We start from the raw sequence: 18,494 nt of genomic DNA, 5'->3' as shown, positions 1-18,494 counted from the left end.
TGCCACTCCCCTGCTGGAGTCCTGAATGAGAATGGGCAATACGCTGGGTTTCGGTGTTGGCCTGCGTAGCGAGTACTACCAGCAGATCCTGGAGCAGCAACCCGCAGTCGATTGGTTCGAGATCATTTCCGAGAACTACATGGTGGAAGGCGGCAAAGCCCTCTACTTTCTCGACGCGATCAAAGAGCAGTATCCCCTGGTGATGCATGGAGTGTCCCTGTCGATCGGCGGCTCTCACGCCCTGGACATCGACTACCTGCGGCAGCTCAAGAAGCTGGCCGATCGGGTCCAGCCACATTGGATTTCCGATCACCTGTGCTGGAGCCGCGGCAGCGCCCATCAACTACATGATCTGCTGCCCATGCCTTTTACCCAGGAGAGCCTGCAGCATGTCGCCGCACGGGTGCGACAGGTGCAGGATGTCCTGGAGCGCCCCTTGGTGCTGGAAAATGTCTCCGCGTACGTGCAGTGGAAAACCTCCTGCATGAGCGAGTCACAGTTCCTTGCGGAGCTGAGCCAGTCGACAGGCTGCGAGTTGCTGCTCGATATAAACAACGTCTACGTCAGCTCGCGAAACCAGGCGTTCGATCCATGGCAGTTCATCATGGAGTTGCCGCACGACCGGATTCGCCAAATTCACCTGGCGGGACACAGCGACTATGGACAGTACCTCATCGATACCCATGATCAGCCCATCGCCGATCCGGTCTGGTCGCTCTACAGCAAAGCCCTGTCCTACCTCGGGCCGATCTCCACGCTGATCGAGCGTGACGACCATTTCCCTCCCCTCGCGGAAATCCTGGGCGAGCTAGAGCATGCACGTACGCTCGCACGTGGCGTCCTAAAAGGGGCCACGTCATGCGGCTGAGTACCCTGCAGGATGCACTGGAAGCCTACCTGGCAGATGAGCACGCCCTCCCCTCTGCCGAGCTACTGGAGCAGGTCCTAGGCAGTCCGGCACTCAACGCAGCTGACGGCCTGCGGGTTTACCACAACGCCTACCGTGCGCGCCTGCTTGCGGTCCTGCGTGAGGACTTCCCGGCTCTGCAGCAGTGGCTAGGCCCAGAGTCGTTCGAGCAACTTGCACTGGCCTATATCGCCGCCTGGCCGCCGCAACATTTCAGCATTCGCTGGCTGGGCGAGAATCTGCCTGAGTTCATTGGCAGTTATGTCGCAGAACCTCAACTATCACCGATGCGCGAACTCGCGAAGCTGGAGTGGGCCTTCACCCTAGCGTTCGATGCATGCAATGCCGCCGTGCTGTCAGCGGACTGCATGAGTAGCCTCACGGCCGAGGAGTGGGTCTCGCTCAGGGCGGCCTTGGTACCATCGGTCAACTGGCTGCATCTGCAGTACAACACGCTGGAGATATGGAAGGCCGCCAAAGCCGAAAGCCCTCTTCCCCCAAGTACTCGCATGCCAGTGGATCAGAGTTGCCTCGTATGGCACCATGATTTGGTATGTCGGTATCGAAGCCTGGAGCCAGATGAGGCGAAGGCGCTGGGGCTGTTTGCTGGTGGCGAGTCATTCGCCGAGCTCTGCGAGTCGCTACTTACATCGCATGGCGAGCAAGCGCCCCTCCAAGCGGCGATATGGTTGAAGCAGTGGGTCAGTGACGGACTGCTGGTTCGACACTAGGTAGGCATGTGAAGACCGTTGCCCGGCAACGGTCTTCGAAGAACGAGACATCGATTCAGGCGGCCCATTCGCCAATCTCAGCCCCAAAACCCAGCTCACGTACCGTTTCACATACCGTTGCTGCGCTTTCTTGGGTGTTTACAGAAACTGTGCCGGCGGCTCGATCAACCACCACGCGCGCCTCCGAATCTAGGAGCTGAATAGACCTGGTGATCTTGCTGACGCAGCTGCCGCAGCCCATTCCCGTTACCTTCAGAACGACCATAAATCACCTCTTCTCTAGATCGGCACGATTGCCGTGCTTAAGAATCAACCTTGACACCCTGGCAAGGTCAATGCCCCGCCAAATGACTCTGGGCAATATTTTTGGCAAGTAAGCGAAGCGCGAGCTATGAAATAAGGGCACGCAGTAAATGCTCAGCATCAGCTCGGATTGGGAGAAATCCAGGGAGGGCAAAGGATGTCACTGCTTCAAGAAATTCATGCTTGGTCGCAGTCACTAGCTCCTTGGCAAAGTGACGCACTCGCCCGGTTGCTCGCGAGACCAGAGCTGGAGGCGGCGGATCAGGCCGACCTACTGGCCTTACTGAAGTCGACGCATGGGATTGAAGACGCACACAAGCGCGAACCCAGCCCGCTTCAGGCCGGACAAATACCCGAGCCGGTGAAGGCGGACACTCTTGTCCTGCTTCACGCAATTAGGGATTTCAGGCATGTGAATGCCATTGCTGAAGGGCAGGTGCTGCCTATCGGTGGTTCGGGGTTGACGGTTATCTATGGCGATAACGGATCGGGAAAATCGGGCTACTCTCGGGTCCTCAAACGGGCCTGCCGTGCGAGGGATCAGATTGAGCCCATCCACCCCAATGCGAATCTACCTGCTGACAAGGCTGCGGTGCCTGAAGCATGGTTTGATATCTCTGTTGACGGAGCCGCACAGGGTGTTCAGTGGGTGCAGGGGCTGACCGCTCCTGCCGTGCTGTCATCACTCGCCATCTTCGATACACGCTGCGCACGTGCATATCTTGATACGGAAGACGACTTTTCATACGTCCCGTACGGCCTCGATGTGTTCGAGGGACTCGCAAAACTCTACCGGCAGCTGAAAGCAATCATTGACGCAGAAATAGCCCAGGCGGCAGTCGATTTGACGCTGTTTGCGCCGCTTCAAGGCGCAACGCCGGTGGGGCAGTTGATTGCCACATTGTCTGCTAAGACGAAGGTGGAGCAAATCGATGCACTTGCAACGCTCACGCTAGAGGAGCTAGCTCAACACGAAGCCTGGGGCAAAAGCCTCCTCGAGGCGAACCCGAAGGAGAAGGCAACTCAGCACCGTCAGTTGGCAAAACGGGTGGAGGCAATCGCAACTAGCGTTGCGGACAAAACCAAACTGGTGGATGGCGTCGTTGCGGCTGGCCTGCGGGAGAAAACTGAGGTCTATCAAAAAGCTAAATCCGCGGCTGAAATAGCCGCCAAACAGTTTGTAGAACAAGAAACCCTTCTGCCAGGAACTGGCGGCGAGGTGTGGCAGGAACTTTTCGAAGCAGCCCGCCGGTACGCAGTGGAGTCCCATCCTGGGCAAGTGTTTCCCCATCTCAGCGCAGAGGCCCCCTGCCCGCTCTGCCAGCAGCCCCTTGGAGAGGGGGCTGAGAGGTTGCATCGCTTCGAGCAGTTCGTACTGGCCGAAGCAAAAACTCACGCCCAACAGCGGCGCCGCGACTTGTACGCCGACTTCAGAGCTTTGGAACAGCACGATCTGGGACTAGGGGCAGATGAAGTCACCCTGGGTGAGATAGAGGCCCAGGTGCCTGGCTTGGCTGCTGAGGTGACGGCTTTCGAAACTGTCTTGAAATCTAGGCAAGCAGCTTTGAAGCAGGCTGTTATCGATAATGCATGGAGTGAGATCGGCGAGATCCCACCCAGCCCCGCAGAGCGTCTGCAGATACTGGTTCAGGCGTTGAATCGAAGCGCAGACTCATTGGAGCAAGCATCCGATGAGAAGGCTCGCGAAGCACTACAGAAGCAATTTACAGATCTGGATGCCAGAGTGCGCCTGCAGGCAGTTAGAGATGCCGTCGTGGCGGCAATCAACCAGTTGGTCCTGCAAGCTAAGCTGAAGGCCTGCCTGGGAGATCTTAAGACCACAGGCATTTCTACCAAGGCCGGAGAGCTTGCAGAAAAAGTTGTCTCTCAAGAGCTGGAAAATACCCTTAACCGCGAGTTCAAAGCTCTGGGGGTGGGTACGCTACGACTTGCCCTCAAAAGTCGGGCCGACAAAGGCAAAGCGCTCCACAGGCTGAAGCTCGAAACGACGCAGAGCCGAAGTCCGGGTGACCTTCTTAGCGAAGGTGAGCAGCGGGCAATTGCCATCGCAGCTTTTCTATCTGAGGTGGAGCTTTCCGGTAGTCGAGGCGCTGTTATCTTTGATGACCCGGTGTCCTCCCTCGATCACCGGCGGCGAGAGCGTGTTGTTCAACGACTTGTCGCCGAGGCGGCCAAACGCCAGGTCATCATTCTTACCCACGACATCTACTTCCTGTACCTGCTTGTCGACGAGGCCGAGAAGCGGGACATCCCCATGCTGGCTCAAAGCCTGAACCGGCGCCCTGAAGGCTTTGGCGTTGCCGAAGCTGATTTACCGTTTGAGGGCAAAAATACAAGCCGGCGTATCGGCGCCCTCCGCGCCCATCAGCAACAAATTGCCAAGCTATATCGAGTAGGTGATGAGCCCGAACATCGTAAACAAACTGTGGAGGCGTATTTTCATCTGCGCATGGCTTGGGAGCGGGCCGTAGAGGAGGTCTTGCTGCGCAAGGTGATCCTGCGATTCCGCAAAGGTGTCGAGACTCAGCGATTGGACGAGGTGGTCGTCGAGGATGACGACTATCGAGAGGTTTTTGCTGGGATGAGCCAGTGTTCAAACTATGCGCATGATAAGGCCCTGGCTGGTGGTGTGGCGGTACCTGATCCTGAAGAGTTGCTCGCGGATATTGAACGCTTGGAATCATGGAGATCTCGGGTAGAGACCCGTGCTGTTGCGATCAAAAAGGCGCGTAAAGCATAGAGGGGCCGCGATACGGCCCCTTCTTGCGATCAAGACTAATCGATCCGTGTTTGCCGTAGTCGCAGCGCATTGAAGACTACCGACGCAGAACTCACGCTCATCGCCAGGGCGGCTATCAGTGGCGACAGCAGATGGCCCGTCAGCGGGTACAGCAGCCCAGCCGCCAGCGGAATACCCATCGCGTTGTAGAGGAATGCAAAGGCCAGGTTCTGCCGCATGTTCTTCACCGTGGCCACCGACAGCGTGCGTGCTCGCAGGATGCCCATCAGATCGCCCTTAACCAAGGTCACCTGGGCGCTATTCATGGCCACGTCTGTGCCTGTACCCATGGCGATACCCACATCGGACCTGGCCAGAGCCGGCGCATCGTTGATCCCGTCACCCGCCATGGCGATACGCCGACCGTAGCTCTGCAGATCGGCGACCAGCTTCTCCTTGTCTTGCGGCTTGACCTCCCCATGGACTTCCTCGATCCCCAACTGCTTGGCAACGGCCTTTGCTGTCGTCAGACCGTCACCGGTCGCCATGATGACCTTCACGTCCTCGCTTTGCAGTTTGGAGACGGCCTGCTGGGAGGTCGGCTTGATCGGATCGGATACGGCTAGCAGCCCCGCCAGGCGGCCATCCACTGCCAGATAGATGATGCTGATACCCTCTAGGCGCAGCTGCTCGGCACGATTGCGTAGCGGGGTAATGTCGACGCCAGCCTCATCCATTAGGGCTGTGTTTCCTAGCTGCAATTGATGACCATCGACCAGCCCTCTCACACCGATGCCTGAGCCTGACTCGAATGTGTCTGGCTTGGCCAAGGTGAGTCCTGTGCTACGGGCATGATCGACGATGGCGTGAGCCAGCGGATGCTCGCTGCCCTGGTCAAGGCTAGCGGCCAAGCGCAACACCTCGTCCGAGTCGAACGATCCGGTTCCCTCTGCACTATGGAAGACCGGTCGACCCTCAGTCAGCGTTCCGGTTTTGTCGACGATGAGCGTGTCGATCTTGCAAAGGTTCTCTATAGCGCTGGCATCGCGGAACAGCACACCGCTGCTGGCGGCCTTGCCAGTCGAGACCATGACCGACATGGGCGTCGCCAGCCCCAACGCGCAGGGGCAGGCGATGATCAGCACTGCCACGGCATTGATCAGGCCGAACACCCAACCTGATTCCGGCCCGAATAGCCCCCAGCCGAAGAAGGTCAGGATCGCAATCAGGATCACCCCGACCACGAAATACCCCGCCACGGCATCGGCCATTCGCTGCATGGGCGCCTTAGAGCGTTGGGCTTTTGCCACCATCTGAACGATCTGCGACAGCATGGTTTCTGCGCCGACTTTCTGCGCCTCCATCACCAGGCTGCCATGGGTGTTCATGGTGGCGCCTATCAGGGAGTCCCCTGCCCGCTTGGTGACGGGTACCGGCTCTCCGGTGAGCATCGACTCGTCGACCGCGCTCTCCCCCTCCAGCACCGTGCCATCCACGGGGACTTTCTCACCCGGCCGGACACGCAGATGGTCGCCCTGATGGACATGAGTCAGAGGAATATCTTCCTCCTGGCCGTCGGGCCTGATGCGCCGCGCTGTCTTGGGGGCCAACCCCAGCAGCGATTTGATGGCTGCAGAAGTTTGCGAGCGGGCCTTGAGCTCGAGCATCTGGCCCAAGAGCGTGAGCGAGATGATCACCGCAGCAGCCTCGAAGTAGACGCCGATGCGGCCATCCTGAACGAAGGCTGCCGGAAACCATTGCGGTACCAAGGTAGCGAACACACTGTAGAGATAGGCAGCTGCCGTTCCCAAACCAATCAGGGTCCACATGTTGGGGCTACGGTGGCGAATGGATTCGATGCCGCGGGTGAAGAATACCCAGCCGCCCCATAGCGTCACGGGCGTTGCCAGAACAAGCTCGACCCAATTCTGGGTCGTGCCATGGAATAGCTGTAAGGAGTGACCAGCCATCGCCAGCACGGTCACGATGATGGTCAGCGGCAGGGTCCACCAGAACCGCCGCGAGAAGTCTTTCAGCTCCGGATTCTCTTCCTCCTCCAGCTCCGGGATGACAGTTTCTAGCGTCATGCCGCAGATCGGACAGTTCCCAGGAGTGGGTTGGCGGATCTCAGGATGCATCGGGCAGGTGTATTCAGTACCCGGGCTTGCCGGCGCCGAAGGCTGCGGCGAAGTGGCAGGCTGGTGATGCCCAGCATGCGATTGATGCCCCAGGTACTGATGAGGTTCTGCTTGGAATTTCTCCAGGCACTTCGCACTGCAGAAGTGATAGGCCTTCCCTTCAATGCTCTTGTGGTAAGGGCTGTCAGGTTTGACTTCCATGCCACACACCGGGTCGCGCAGACTCCCTGGGTGTCCATGGGAGTGATGGGAATGATCCTGGTCTTGAAGGCTGGAGGGGTTGTGCATGCGATCTATGTCCTATTTTCGTCCTTGGAAACGGCGCTGCTGGAACGCGATTGACCGCCATGATTGTGGCCAAACAGGTGCATCAGCGGGCACAGCAGCAGGATTAGGTACGGCAGAGCCTGTGAAAGATGGCCGTAATGCTCTCGCGCCACATAGAAGACGCCGATGACGGCCAGCATGATCAACGCGATGCCGATCTTGCGCTTCCAGAAAGGTGGTTCCGCCGCGCTGGAATGATGGGTGTGCTCCAAGACAGTAGCCTCGATTCAATGGCTGTTGGATCAGCATAGGCCGCTGAGTTTTCACCTGAGTTGACGCTTATCAATAGAGTTCAGCGTACGGTCACCTTACCGACCATTCCTGACTGATAGTGCCCAGGGACATTGCAAGCGAACTCCAGATCAGTGGTCTCGGAGAAGGTCCAAACCAGCTCCTCGCGTGCACCAGGTCCTACTAGAACACTGTTGGGGTCGTCGTGCTTCATACCGGCCATCTTCATGCCTCCCATGGCATGGTCCATCTTGGTCATGTCATGCGCAGCCGTCGGGGACAGCGTGCCGTTCTGAAACATCGCGGCCATCTCCTTCTGATGCGCGGCATGGGACGCTGCTTTGCCCAGATTGAATTCGTGCAGCAGAGCTCCCTCGTTCTGCAATACGAAACGCACCGTCTCGCCCGCCTTGACTTCAATTGCCTTGGGCTCGAAGAAGATGTCGCCCATCCGTACTTCGATGGTGCGGTCTACCTCCTTGCTGTCTCCCGGCTGACCGATGCTGTCTTTGTTGTGGCCAGGGCCTGCGAGAGCGTTGGCAGCACTGAGGAGAAAGCCAATGGTCGTCATTAGGTGAAGTGATCTGAGTTTCATGGTGAGCCTCTTTGGTGGGGGGAGGAACGCCCTGATGCTAGTTAGGCGAAGCTGCCGGCACGCTGGCGCGAAAAATACATCTAAGTAAGGTTCGTTAGATCGGTGCTACCCAAGCCCACGGCTAACGGGTAGCACCGCTGCTGATCTAACGTAGGGCAAACTCACCCACCATTCCCGCCTGATAATGTCCAGGCAGTGTGCAGGCAAAGCTCAAGCTCCCAGCCTTAGGGAAGGTCCACACGAACTCTTTGGTTGTGCCGGGCTCGACGAGAATCGCGTTTGGATCGTCATGCTTGGCTTTGATGACTTCCGGATACCCAGGCGGGTTTGCCTCACCGGTGCCATAACGCTCGTGCCAGACAATGCTTTCGGCCATGCCTGTCGGCGTTAACGTGCCGTCTTTGAACAAGGCCGCCATCTCGAGCTGGTGCTCCAGTTGGGTCGCCGCTTGGCCTATGTTGAACTCGTGCATCAATGCGCCTTCGTTCTTCAGAACGAAACGCACGGTTTCGCCTGGCTGCACATCGATGGTCTTTTGGCTGTAGCTGATGTCGTCCATCTTCACGAAGATGGTACGTGTAGTCGGCGTCGACTGGGCCAGTTGCCCAACGTCGTCACTGGTCTCGGCTAACGCCGGAAAAGCGGTGCTGATGAACAGCGCGCTGATCAGCAGATTTGGAGTTATGCGTTTCATGGTGAGACCTCGCTTGGGGTGTTGGAAATCTCATGCTATTCCCCGCTTCCTGTCAGACCGCTGACCCCAAAACTACAATTGCGTCACCAGGAAAAAGTACGGCGCCGATGTGGCGCCGCTAGGCCAAAGGAGCAATCACGGAAGGCCTGGAAGATGGGGAAATCTCACTTATGGCACTCTTTGTCGGCCATCATCAGCTTGTGCTCACGAATCATTTGAGCCAGCACGCCGTCTACCAGCTTGTCGTGCGTTTCCATCCAGGCCAGATGCTCTTCGGCAGAAATGCCTGGAGCTGGGTGTTCGTTGTGCAGCTTACTCATGATGTCTTCGAGCATTTTCATGTGCTCCTTCAAGTGCACATGCCGCTCACCGACAGGGGCCTGCTCCGCCTGGATCAGCACGGCTTCGGCTTTGTCGCTCATTTGTTGTATGCGCTCGAAGACTCGATCGCTGCCCCCCTCGGCCCAAGCCATAGAAGACAGCAGCAGCGAACCAACCAGGAGCAAAGGTTTCAGCGATTTCATAGGGCAGTCTCCATCAGTGAAAGCTGTGGCCGGCACCTCTTGGTCTTGTCTAATGAGGGCCGAGAGCACAACCCAGTGCTCATGTTTGCACCCTAGACCAGCCACCCTGTCAGGGACCTGAAGCCAGAATTACATTTTCGTAAGCTTCTGGTTGGCGGCCCTGTTTGCCTCCAAACTCAGCCCCACACGACTTCAGGAATCTGCTCGCATGAAACTTCTGGTAGCTGAAGATGAACCCAAAACCGGTGCGTATCTGCAGCAAGGGCTCACCGAGGCAGGGTTCAATGTCGACCGGGTCATGACAGGTACCGATGCGCTTCAGCACGCGCTGAGCGAAGCCTATGACCTCCTGATCCTTGACGTGATGATGCCGGGGCTGGATGGATGGGAAGTGCTGCGCATGGTGCGAGCGGCAGGAAAGGATGTTCCGGTCTTGTTCTTGACCGCACGCGATGGTGTGGAAGATCGGGTTAAAGGTCTCGAGCTGGGTGCAGACGACTACCTGATCAAGCCATTCGCGTTTTCAGAACTTCTGGCCAGGGTTCGGACATTGCTGCGCAGAGGCAATGGCTCCCCTACGCAGGCCACCATGAGGATTGCAGACCTGGAAGTCGATCTGATGAAGCGACGCGCTGTCCGCGGAGGAAAGCGAATCGACCTGACGGCGAAGGAGTTTTCATTACTTGAATTGCTGCTGCGACGGCGCGGTGAGGTTCTTCCAAAGTCGCTGATTGCTTCCCAGGTCTGGGACATGAACTTCGATAGCGACACCAACGTCATTGAGGTTGCAGTGCGCCGGTTGCGCGCAAAGATCGATGACGATTTCGATCTCAAGCTGATCCATACCGCCCGTGGAATGGGCTACATGATGGATGCTCCGGAGTAAGCATGCGCCATCTTTCGTTAACCGCACGTATGAGCCTGATGTTCATGTCCGCAGTGATCGCTGTTCTGACAGCGGCAGGCTTGAGCTTCAACATGCTTAGCCAGCACCACTTCAAAATGTTGGATAGGCAGGCCTTAGAAGAAAAACTCGAATCGACCAGGCATCTCCTCAACAACGCCCGCAACGGATCGAACCTTACCGAAGAACTACCTCAGTTGCGGGCCTTGCTCGGCGCTCATCAGGAACTGGCGGCAACCATACTTGCCAGCGATGGCACTGTGCTCTTTTCCGATACCAAGGCGTTGGAGATCCCCGACGACTTAAAGCGAACTGAGAGTACAGGGATGTGGGATTGGCAAAACGGCGAGCAGATGTACCGCGGAGTGACCGCCAAGATCACGGTACCCAATCAGCCTCAACCACTCACGGCAGTACTCATTCTCGACGTCACCAATCACGCACATTTCTTCGACACGCTACAGCGATGGTTCTGGATTGGATTGACCATCAGCGCCCTGATCAGCGCCGCACTGGGTTGGGTAGTTGCTCGAAGCGGGCTCAGGCCCTTGCGACAAGTCACGAGTCTCGCCACCTCGATGTCCGCACGATCGCTACAGGAACGAATCCCCCTAGAGCCTGTGCCGTTGGAGCTGCAGCAACTCGTTCAGGCTTTCAATGCCATGCTGGCTCGGTTGGAGGATGCGTTCGTCCGGCTTTCCAATTTCTCAGCGGACATTGCTCACGAGCTGCGTACTCCGGTGAGCAATCTGATGACTCACACTGAGGTTGTCCTGAGCAAAAAACGTGATACCGATGCCTACGAGGACAACCTGTTTTCCAATCTGGAGGACTTGAAGCGCATGTCCAGGATGATTGATGACATGCTCTTCCTAGCAAAATCAGATAATGGACTGATCACCCCTGAACGAGCCCCGATCAATCTAGCGGACGTTGTGGCCAAGCTGTTTGATTACTACCACCTAGTAGCTGATGATCATGGCATCTTCCTCAAAGCTTCCGGCGGGGGCCGTGTTCTTGGCGACAGGCTGATGCTTGATCGGGCTATCTCCAATCTACTGTCTAATGCTCTGCGCTATACCTCCGCTGGACGGGCCATTTCGGTAGCCGTCCACCAGACCGAGAGCTCTGTCACCCTGACTGTCGAGAACCCCGGCGAAACGATCAAGCCAGAACACCTGGCGAAGCTCTTTGATCGCTTTTATCGAATTGATCCCGCCCGGCGGGAAGGCAGCCCAAGCAATGCGGGTCTTGGGCTGGCGATTACCCGATCAATAGTCGAGGCCCACGGAGGACGGATCTGGTGCACCTCGGCCGATGGCATCACTGGCTTTCACATGGAGTTTCCCAGGCTATCTGGGTCATAACTTCACTCGCGATCGCTACCCGATGGACCATTGCATCGAAGCATCAGACAAGCCAAGACGCCCGCCTCATCAGGAGGGCATCTGGTGCCGAGGCAGCCCGACGGAGATTAGCGCCGCCAGCAGCACGAAGCCACTGGACACCCACAGGCAGGCCCCCAGCCCGTACTGCTGGAATACCCAGCCCGAGAGCAGCGTGCCAATCAGGCGACCCAGAGCGTTGGACATGTAGTAGAAGCCCACGTCCAGGGACACCCCGTCCTCCTTGGCGTAGCTAACGATCAGGTAGCTGTGCAGCGACGAGTTCACCGCGAACAGCACCCCGAACAGCATCAGCCCGCCCAGCAATACCACCTGTGCCGACCAGCCGGTGCTCAGCCCCAGTGCGATCAGCGCCGGCAGCCCGGCCAGGGCCAGAGCCCAGGAGAAGGCAACGCGGCCATCCGGCACGTGTCCGCTCTTCTTGCCGGTGATGCTAGGGGCGAAGGACTGCACGATGCCGTAGCCGATGATCCAGGCGGCGAGGAATCCACCCACCAGCCAGAAGTCCCAACCGAATACGGTACTCAGGTACACCGGCAGCGCCACAACGAACCATACGTCGCGAGCGCCGAAGAGGAACAGCCGCGCGGCCGAGAGGATGTTGATCGCCCGGCTCTTGGACAGCATGTCGCGGAACTTTGGTTTGGCCTTGGCCTTGCCCAGATCCTTCTTCAGCAGCACCAGGCTGCCCAGCCAGATCAAGGCAAGCACCGACGCCATGGCCAACACCGATCCAGTGAAACCGAGTAAGGCCAGTAACGCTCCACCGAGGAAGAAACCGACGCCCTTGAGCGCGTTCTTCGAGCCGGTAAGGATGGCCACCCACTTGTACAGCGTGCCCTGCTGATTGTCCGGCACCAAGAGCTTGATCGAACTCTTGGCGGACATCTTGTTGAGATCCTTGGCGATGCCGGACAGCGCCTGGGCTCCCATCACCCAGGGCACGGTCAGCCACGCGGCCGGCACTGTCAGCATCAGCAAAGCCAGCACCTGCATGCCCAGACCGATGTTCATGGTGCGGTTCAGACCTAGGCGAGCACCGAGGTAGCCACCCACCAGGTTGGTGATGACGCCGAAGATCTCGTAGAACAGGAACAGCGCAGCGATTTGCAGTGGCGTGTAGCCCAGGGTGTGAAAGTGCAACACCACCAACATACGCAACGCGCCGTCGGTGAGAGTGAAAGCCCAGTAGTTGCCGGTAACCAATAGGTACTGACGCACTTCAGCTGAAAGGGCTGACAACGCCTTCATGATCGCTGCTTACTCCGCCGCGCCAACCAGTCGAGCCAGCTCCGCCGCTCGGTTGGCGTACCCCCACTCGTTGTCGTACCAGGCGTAGATCTTCACCTGGGTGCCCGCCACCACCAGAGTCGACAGTGCGTCGATGATCGAGGAGCGCGGATCGGTACGGTAGTCGATGGACACCAATGGTCGCTCTTCGTAGCCCAGGATGTTCTTCAGCGGGCCTTCGGCGGCCGCCTTGAGCAGAGCGTTGACCTCCTCGGCGGTGGTCGCGCGCTCCACCTCGAACACGCAGTCGGTCAACGAGGCGTTGGCCAGCGGCACGCGCACGGCGTGACCATTCAGCTTGCCGCGCAGCTCGGGGAAGATCTCGGCGATGGCTGTGGCCGAACCGGTGGTGGTCGGGATCAGGCTCATGCCGGAGGCGCGCGCACGGCGCAGATCCTTGTGCGGGGTGTCGAGGATGCTCTGGGTGTTTGTCAGGTCGTGGATGGTGGTGATCGAGCCGTGGCGGATGCCCAGGTTCTCGTGGATCACCTTGACCACCGGCGCCAGGCAGTTGGTGGTACAGGACGCGGCAGTGACGATGCGGTGCTGCGCCGGGTCGAACAGGTGCTGGTTGACCCCCATCACCACGTTCAGCGCGCCCTGCTCCTTGACCGGTGCGCAGACCACCACGCGCTTCACGCCTTGATCCAGATAGGCCTGGAGCACGGCGACGGTCTTCATCTTGCCGCTGGCCTCAATCACCAGGTCGCAGCCGCTCCAATCGGTATCGGCGATGGCCTTGTTGGCGCTGACGCGAATGCGCTTGCCGTCGATCACCACGCTCTCACCATCGCTGCCCGCCTCATGCTGCCAGCGACCATGCACCGAGTCGAAGTTCAGCAAATGAGCGTGGGTGGCGGCATCGCCGGCCGGGTCGTTGATCTGCACGAACTCCAGCTCGGGCCAGTTCCAAGCAGCGCGCAGGGCCAGGCGGCCGATGCGGCCGAATCCGTTGATACCAACTTTGATCGTCATGGTGCGGTCTCGCGTAAAGGTGTGGGTCAGATTGCGTCGAACGGGTTGATCAGATGGCGCGCTGGTTGACGCGCCTGGATAGCTCTTCGGCCGACTCCTTGCGCTCGGAGTAGCGGTCAACCAAGTAGTCGGAGCGGTCGCGCAGCAGCAGCGTGAACTTGACCAGCTCCTCCATCACATCCACCACACGGTCATAGAACGAGGACTGCTTCATTCGGCCGTCCGCGTCGAACTCCAAATAAGCCTTGGGCACAGAGGACTGATTAGGGATGGTGAACATGCGCATCCAGCGGCCGAGCACACGCAGCTGGTTGACCACGTTGAATGACTGCGAGCCACCGCATACCTGCATCACCGCCAGGGTCTTGCCCTGGGTCGGGCGAACCGCGCCAATGGCCAGCGGCACCCAATCGATCTGCGCCTTGAACACGGCGGTCATCGAGCCGTGACGCTCAGGGGAGCACCACACCTGGCCTTCCGACCATTGCATCAGCTCGCGCAACTCCCGCACCTTGGGATGGCTTTCCGGAGCATCATCCGGCAGCGGCAGGCCACTCGGATCGAAGATGCGCGTCTCGGCACCGAAGCGTTGCAGCAAGCGTGCTGCTTCTTCGGTCAGCAGGCGGCTGAAAGAACGCTCGCGGGTAGATCCGTACAACAGCAGGATGCGCGGCGGATGGGATGAAGCCGACTCGACGCCGAGCTTATCCAGTGTCGGCAAGTGAGCCAGGTCGACATCCAGGTTAGGCAACAGGTCGTCTTGCATGGTTACTCCTACTAAATCAGGTACTAGCCCCCGTCTGGGGACGTTCAATCGGTGTCAGCAGCAGGTTGCTGCCCGCTCCGGGCGATCACCCATCTGCTGTAGACGCTGAGGGTCTTCACCGAACAAGGTGCGGTTCGCCGCGTGCGTAGCCTGGAGGATCTGCATGACCCACTCCGGCAGCTCGGGGTGCAGGCGGTAGTACACCCATTGGCCTTGGCGACGATCTTCAAGCAGGTCACAGGTGCGCAGCTGGGCTAGATGGCGAGAAATCTTTGGCTGGCTCTCATCGAGCGCACAGGTCAGCTCGCACACGCAAAGCTCACCCTCTTCCACGATCAGCATCATGGCGCGCAAACGCGTCTCGTCAGCCAGGCATTTGAAAACGGTGATGGGGGTTAGGGATTTAGCCATAGCGACCTCAGCGTTTGGTTTTCACCAGGACGAACATCTTGATGCGCTCATGAATCTTATGAAGGGTGTGGCGGAATGCTTCCGGCTTGCTGCTCGTAACCGGGTCTTCAAAGTTCCACGCGAGAACCTCGCCAGCACCGGGGAGCGCGTGACATTCCAGCGCCGACTTGTCGCACAGGGTGATGACATAGTCGAAACGCTGCCCCTCGAACTCATCGATGGACTTGCTCCGCAAACCTTGGGCAGCCACACCTAGATGCTCCAGCGCCTCAATCGTTCGGTGGTCGACCCCGCCAGGCTCTGTGCCTGCGCTGAAAGCTTCGAAATGCTCGGAGTCGGTATGGCGCAGCAGGGCCTCGGCCAGTTGAGACCGGGCGGTATTGGCCACACACACGAACAGCACACTGCTTTTGTTGCTCATCGAGAACACCACAACATATTCGCTTAATCGAATATATGGATTTCCATATGACCTGTAAAGCGACCACAAGAGAGTTCGACCCTAGGCTTTACATGTGCATAAGCATGCACATATATTGTTCCGCATGAACAGCAGCACAACTCTCCGAACTCAGGCCATCGAAGCGGCCATCGACTCGCTCGACAGCGCGTTCTTCAAGGCTCTCTGCGAGCCGCCGCGAGTGGCGGTGTTGAAGCGCGTCATGCAGCTAGGCCGCGCTGACGTAACCGAGATCGCAGCGGAGCTACCGCAAGAACGCTCCGTGGTTTCTCGTCACCTCCAGGTGCTGCTTGAGGCCGGCATCGTTCGCTCGGCCAAGTTAGGCCGCCAGGTGTTCTACGAGGTCGATGGGCCGGCCATCATCAAGAGGCTGGAAGACATCCTGCAGCACACCAAGGCCATCGCTCCCTTCTGCTGCCTGGGCAGCCAGCCCTGAGTTTTCATTTCCTTAAATACGTGCATAGGTGCGCATAAATGAACGCAAATAGCCGGATTATCGATGTCATCGTCATTGGCGGCGGGCAAGCCGGCTTGGCGGCAGGCTGGCATCTGCGCCAACAGGGACTGGATTTCCTCATCCTGGATGAACAGCAGCGTCCGGGCGGGAACTGGCACAACTACTACGATAGCCTGAAGCTGTTCTCACCGGCGGCTTACTCATCGCTACCTGGCATGGCATTCCCTGGACCAGCGAAGCACTACCCGTCGCGACACGAAGTGGTGAGCTATCTCGAGCAGTATACCGAGCGCTTCCAGCTGCCGATCCACCCCAGCACGCGGGTGGCCGCGGTGCATCGCGAAGAAACTGTGTTTCGCGTCGACTCGGCCAATGGCCAGCAATTTCTCGCCAAGGCGCTGATAGTGGCCTCGGGAGCCTTCAGCCGACCGTACACGCCAGATATCCCGGGGCTCGACAGCTTCGGCGGCACGCGCCTGCATAGTGCGCAATATCGCAACTCTGCCGGATTCGAAGGGCAACGCATCGTGGTTATTGGCGCGGCCAACTCAGCGGTGCAGATTGCTCACGAGCTGGCACAAGTGGCGCAAGTCACCCTGGCCACGCGCGAGGCCATCCGCTTTATGCCCCAACGCATACTCGGTGCCGACTTCCATGATTGGCTGAAGTGGACTGGCTTGGGTAAAACCCGCTGGCTCAGCGACCAGAGCACGCCGGTGCTGGACGATGGAACTTATCGACGGGCATTGAAGGCCGGTCGCTACAGCCAGCGCCCTATGTTCCACCAGGTGACGCCCTCCGGCGTCGTTTGGGCTGATGGGCAAGTAGAGCGCATTGATAGTCTGATATTCGCAACGGGCTTCCGTCCCAATCTGCCCTTCCTCGAAGGCCTGTCGGTGATGGACGATCGAGGCAACGTACTACAACGGCATGGCGTCGCTACTCGTGTTCCCGGCCTGTATTTCGTGGGTCTGCCGAAACAACGCAACTTCGCCTCGGCCACGCTGCGCGGAGTCGGCCCAGACATCGAGCACAATCTGAAGCACCTGCTTCGTTACTTGTAGGCTGCCCCTGCCTGAGCAGTACCGCATTGCAGTCATAACAACTAGAGCCCTTTACGTGACCCAACCTGAAAGCCGCCAGCCAACGATTAATCGAGTCAAACTCGTCTGGGCTTTAGGTATCGCCCAGATCCTGGCCTGGAGCACGACGTACTACTTGCCGGCCGTACTGGCGACACCAATCTCCAAGACCATGGGATGGTCACTGACCAGCGTCGTCGCCGGCCTGTCCTGGGGGCTGCTGGTAGCGGGTATCTGCTCGCCACTGGCAGGCCGCCAGATTGATCGCCACGGGGGGCGGCCCGTCCTAGCCAGCAGCTCGCTGTTGATGGCGTTGGGGCTGCTTCTGATGGGAGCGGCCGGCAACCTGCTCGTCTACTACCTAGCCTGGACATGCATCGGTGCGGCGATGGCGGCAGGTCTGTACGACGCGGCGTTTTCCACCCTTGGTCGCTTACTCGGCGACGGTGCACGTACCTCGATGACCGGCCTGACCTTGCTTGGGGGGTTCGCCAGCACGCTGGGCTGGCCTCTGATTGCGGGCCTGGAACACGAGCTTGGCTGGCGATACAGCTGCTTCGTGCTAGCAGGAGCTCATCTATTTATCGGGCTGCCAATCTACCTCGTGGTGGTACCCAAAGAAGCTTCAACAGCTGCGCAGAGCAGCCATGCTCAGTCGGCAAATACTCCACCACCATCACCAAAGTACCGACAGCTCTTTCTATTGCTGGCGCTACTCCTGACGCTTCAATCGCTAGTGGTTTCTGCCGTTTCTGTTCACCTGCTTGATGTGCTGAAACTGCTAGGAATCGCCTCTGTCACCGCGCTCGCCATTGGCATGGTGATCGGGCCGGCACAGGTAGTGGGCCGCCTCGCGGAGTTTTCCATAGGCCGCAACCTACATCCGACTTGGCCGGCACGAGGAGCCATTCTGCTGAGTGGTGTTGGCATCGTCATGTTGATGCCTGGTGCGCCATGGCTGGCCTTTGTAGCGATGGCGCTGTATGGAGCTGGCAACGGTATTCTAACCATCGCTCGCGGCACGCTGCCCTTGGTGCTTTTCGGCAAAGAAGGATACGGAGCGCGAATGGGGCTACTGGCCCGCCCCATGCTGATCGCTCAAGCCACTGGCCCGGTTGTGGCCGCAATCGCAGTGGATAAGCTAGGGCCACAAGCCTTGCTGGCGGCAATGACTGTTCTGGTGGCTATAAGCCTGCTGGCAAGCTTCAGCCTCCCATCGAAATCCGCACCAATCGAGGATTGAAGATCGCCAGTAGCACGTTCTCAGTTAATCGCGAACGGCCACTTTTGACCTGGTCCTTTGGAAAGCTCGCCTCGCAAATGACCGTCGTTCGTCCCGATGCTAGGTTGCCCCAGGCGGGGAGCAATATCTCAGGCAATCAATCTGAATCCAGAAGCGACAAAGGCAACTAGGCGCTCTAGGACGAGCTTTATAGGTCTTTATAGTCAATTATAGAGCGATTATAGAATCCCATTTCTGGACGCAGATTTTGCGTAGTCCGCTTATGGCTGGGAGTGCTCAACCGCGGCCTCACGCAGCCAAGAAAGTCAGC

General features: G+C 58.6%; 19 protein-coding genes. 8 read left to right on the top strand and 11 right to left on the bottom strand.

Going from position 1 to position 18,494, the window contains the following annotated elements; genetic code table 11:
* Positions 1-25: 25 nt before the first annotated feature.
* Complete coding sequence (gene bufB / locus A9179_RS10640) at positions 26-868, top strand: MNIO family bufferin maturase (RefSeq protein ID WP_187805782.1); 843 nt, start codon at positions 26-28, stop codon at positions 866-868.
* Positions 859-1,638, top strand: a complete 780-nt coding sequence (locus A9179_RS10635; protein ID WP_187805781.1) for an HvfC/BufC N-terminal domain-containing protein — start codon at positions 859-861, stop codon at positions 1,636-1,638. The genes bufB and A9179_RS10635 overlap by 10 nt, the downstream gene beginning before the upstream one ends.
* Before the next feature lie 55 nt (positions 1,639-1,693).
* On the opposite strand, the gene A9179_RS10630 is transcribed toward A9179_RS10635, so the two are convergent.
* Positions 1,694-1,903, bottom strand: coding sequence for a heavy-metal-associated domain-containing protein (locus A9179_RS10630; RefSeq protein ID WP_187805780.1), 210 nt, complete (start codon positions 1,901-1,903; stop codon positions 1,694-1,696).
* 195 nt (positions 1,904-2,098) lie between these two features.
* Here A9179_RS10630 and A9179_RS10625 point away from each other — a divergent pair, with 195 nt between their 5' ends.
* Entirely contained in the window at positions 2,099-4,702 is a 2,604-nt protein-coding gene (locus A9179_RS10625; protein ID WP_187805779.1) for an AAA family ATPase, read from the top strand.
* Positions 4,703-4,737: 35 nt separating this feature from the next.
* Here the strand turns inward: A9179_RS10625 and A9179_RS10620 are convergent, their stop codons facing one another.
* From A9179_RS10620 to A9179_RS10600, 5 genes are all read right to left on the bottom strand, one after another.
* Positions 4,738-7,107 carry a heavy metal translocating P-type ATPase gene (locus A9179_RS10620; RefSeq protein ID WP_262410570.1) on the bottom strand — a complete coding sequence of 790 codons (2,370 nt, stop codon included), beginning with the start codon at positions 7,105-7,107 and terminating at the stop codon, positions 4,738-4,740.
* Between the two features lie 5 nt (positions 7,108-7,112).
* Complete coding sequence (locus A9179_RS10615) at positions 7,113-7,358, bottom strand: DUF2933 domain-containing protein (RefSeq protein WP_187805777.1); 246 nt, start codon at positions 7,356-7,358, stop codon at positions 7,113-7,115.
* Positions 7,359-7,438: 80 nt separating this feature from the next.
* Positions 7,439-7,972: a cupredoxin domain-containing protein gene (locus A9179_RS10610; protein ID WP_187805776.1), complete on the bottom strand. Its 534-nt coding sequence runs from the start codon at positions 7,970-7,972 to the stop codon at positions 7,439-7,441.
* 145 nt (positions 7,973-8,117) lie between these two features.
* Positions 8,118-8,666, bottom strand: coding sequence for a cupredoxin domain-containing protein (locus tag A9179_RS10605; protein WP_187805775.1), 549 nt, complete (start codon positions 8,664-8,666; stop codon positions 8,118-8,120).
* 164 nt (positions 8,667-8,830) lie between these two features.
* Positions 8,831-9,190 (bottom strand): co-regulatory protein PtrA N-terminal domain-containing protein, encoded by a 360-nt coding sequence (locus A9179_RS10600; protein WP_137973134.1) that lies wholly within the window; start codon positions 9,188-9,190, stop codon positions 8,831-8,833.
* A 208-nt stretch (positions 9,191-9,398) separates the two neighbouring features.
* Between A9179_RS10600 and A9179_RS10595 the strand changes: the two genes are divergently transcribed.
* Both A9179_RS10595 and A9179_RS10590 read left to right on the top strand, forming a co-directional pair.
* Positions 9,399-10,076, top strand: a complete 678-nt coding sequence (locus A9179_RS10595) for a heavy metal response regulator transcription factor (protein WP_137973135.1) — start codon at positions 9,399-9,401, stop codon at positions 10,074-10,076.
* A gap of 2 nt (positions 10,077-10,078) precedes the next feature.
* Positions 10,079-11,461 (top strand): heavy metal sensor histidine kinase, encoded by a 1,383-nt coding sequence (locus A9179_RS10590; protein ID WP_187805774.1) that lies wholly within the window; start codon positions 10,079-10,081, stop codon positions 11,459-11,461.
* Between the two features lie 69 nt (positions 11,462-11,530).
* Here the strand turns inward: A9179_RS10590 and arsJ are convergent, their stop codons facing one another.
* From arsJ to A9179_RS10565, 5 genes are read right to left on the bottom strand one after another with little or no spacing between them, the layout of a single operon-like run.
* The gene (arsJ, locus tag A9179_RS10585) at positions 11,531-12,751 is read right to left on the bottom strand and encodes an organoarsenical effux MFS transporter ArsJ (RefSeq protein WP_187805773.1); all 1,221 of its coding nucleotides are present in this window, start codon (positions 12,749-12,751) and stop codon (positions 11,531-11,533) included.
* 9 nt (positions 12,752-12,760) lie between these two features.
* The gene (locus A9179_RS10580; RefSeq protein ID WP_187805772.1) at positions 12,761-13,765 is read right to left on the bottom strand and encodes an ArsJ-associated glyceraldehyde-3-phosphate dehydrogenase; all 1,005 of its coding nucleotides are present in this window, start codon (positions 13,763-13,765) and stop codon (positions 12,761-12,763) included.
* Between the two features lie 49 nt (positions 13,766-13,814).
* Positions 13,815-14,531 (bottom strand): arsenical resistance protein ArsH, encoded by a 717-nt coding sequence (gene arsH / locus A9179_RS10575; protein ID WP_187805771.1) that lies wholly within the window; start codon positions 14,529-14,531, stop codon positions 13,815-13,817.
* Positions 14,532-14,585: 54 nt separating this feature from the next.
* Positions 14,586-14,942 (bottom strand): metalloregulator ArsR/SmtB family transcription factor, encoded by a 357-nt coding sequence (locus A9179_RS10570; RefSeq protein ID WP_187805770.1) that lies wholly within the window; start codon positions 14,940-14,942, stop codon positions 14,586-14,588.
* A 7-nt stretch (positions 14,943-14,949) separates the two neighbouring features.
* Complete coding sequence (locus tag A9179_RS10565; RefSeq protein WP_187805769.1) at positions 14,950-15,363, bottom strand: arsenate reductase ArsC; 414 nt, start codon at positions 15,361-15,363, stop codon at positions 14,950-14,952.
* A 124-nt stretch (positions 15,364-15,487) separates the two neighbouring features.
* On the opposite strand from A9179_RS10565, the gene A9179_RS10560 reads away from it, so the two are divergent.
* The 3 genes from A9179_RS10560 to A9179_RS10550 are packed head-to-tail and all read left to right on the top strand — an operon-like array spanning position 15,488 to position 18,184.
* Entirely contained in the window at positions 15,488-15,838 is a 351-nt protein-coding gene (locus A9179_RS10560) for an ArsR/SmtB family transcription factor (RefSeq protein ID WP_187805768.1), read from the top strand.
* A gap of 38 nt (positions 15,839-15,876) precedes the next feature.
* Entirely contained in the window at positions 15,877-16,923 is a 1,047-nt protein-coding gene (locus tag A9179_RS10555) for a flavin-containing monooxygenase (RefSeq protein WP_187805767.1), read from the top strand.
* A 55-nt stretch (positions 16,924-16,978) separates the two neighbouring features.
* Positions 16,979-18,184, top strand: coding sequence for an MFS transporter (locus tag A9179_RS10550; protein ID WP_187805766.1), 1,206 nt, complete (start codon positions 16,979-16,981; stop codon positions 18,182-18,184).
* The last annotated feature ends 310 nt before the right edge of the window (positions 18,185-18,494 follow it).

Source organism: Pseudomonas alcaligenes (assembly GCF_014490745.1).
In the GTDB taxonomy this organism is placed as follows: domain Bacteria; phylum Pseudomonadota; class Gammaproteobacteria; order Pseudomonadales; family Pseudomonadaceae; genus Aquipseudomonas; species Aquipseudomonas alcaligenes_C.
The sequence above is the reverse complement of the archived record's forward strand: the minus strand, read 5'-3'. Positions and strand labels throughout refer to the sequence as shown.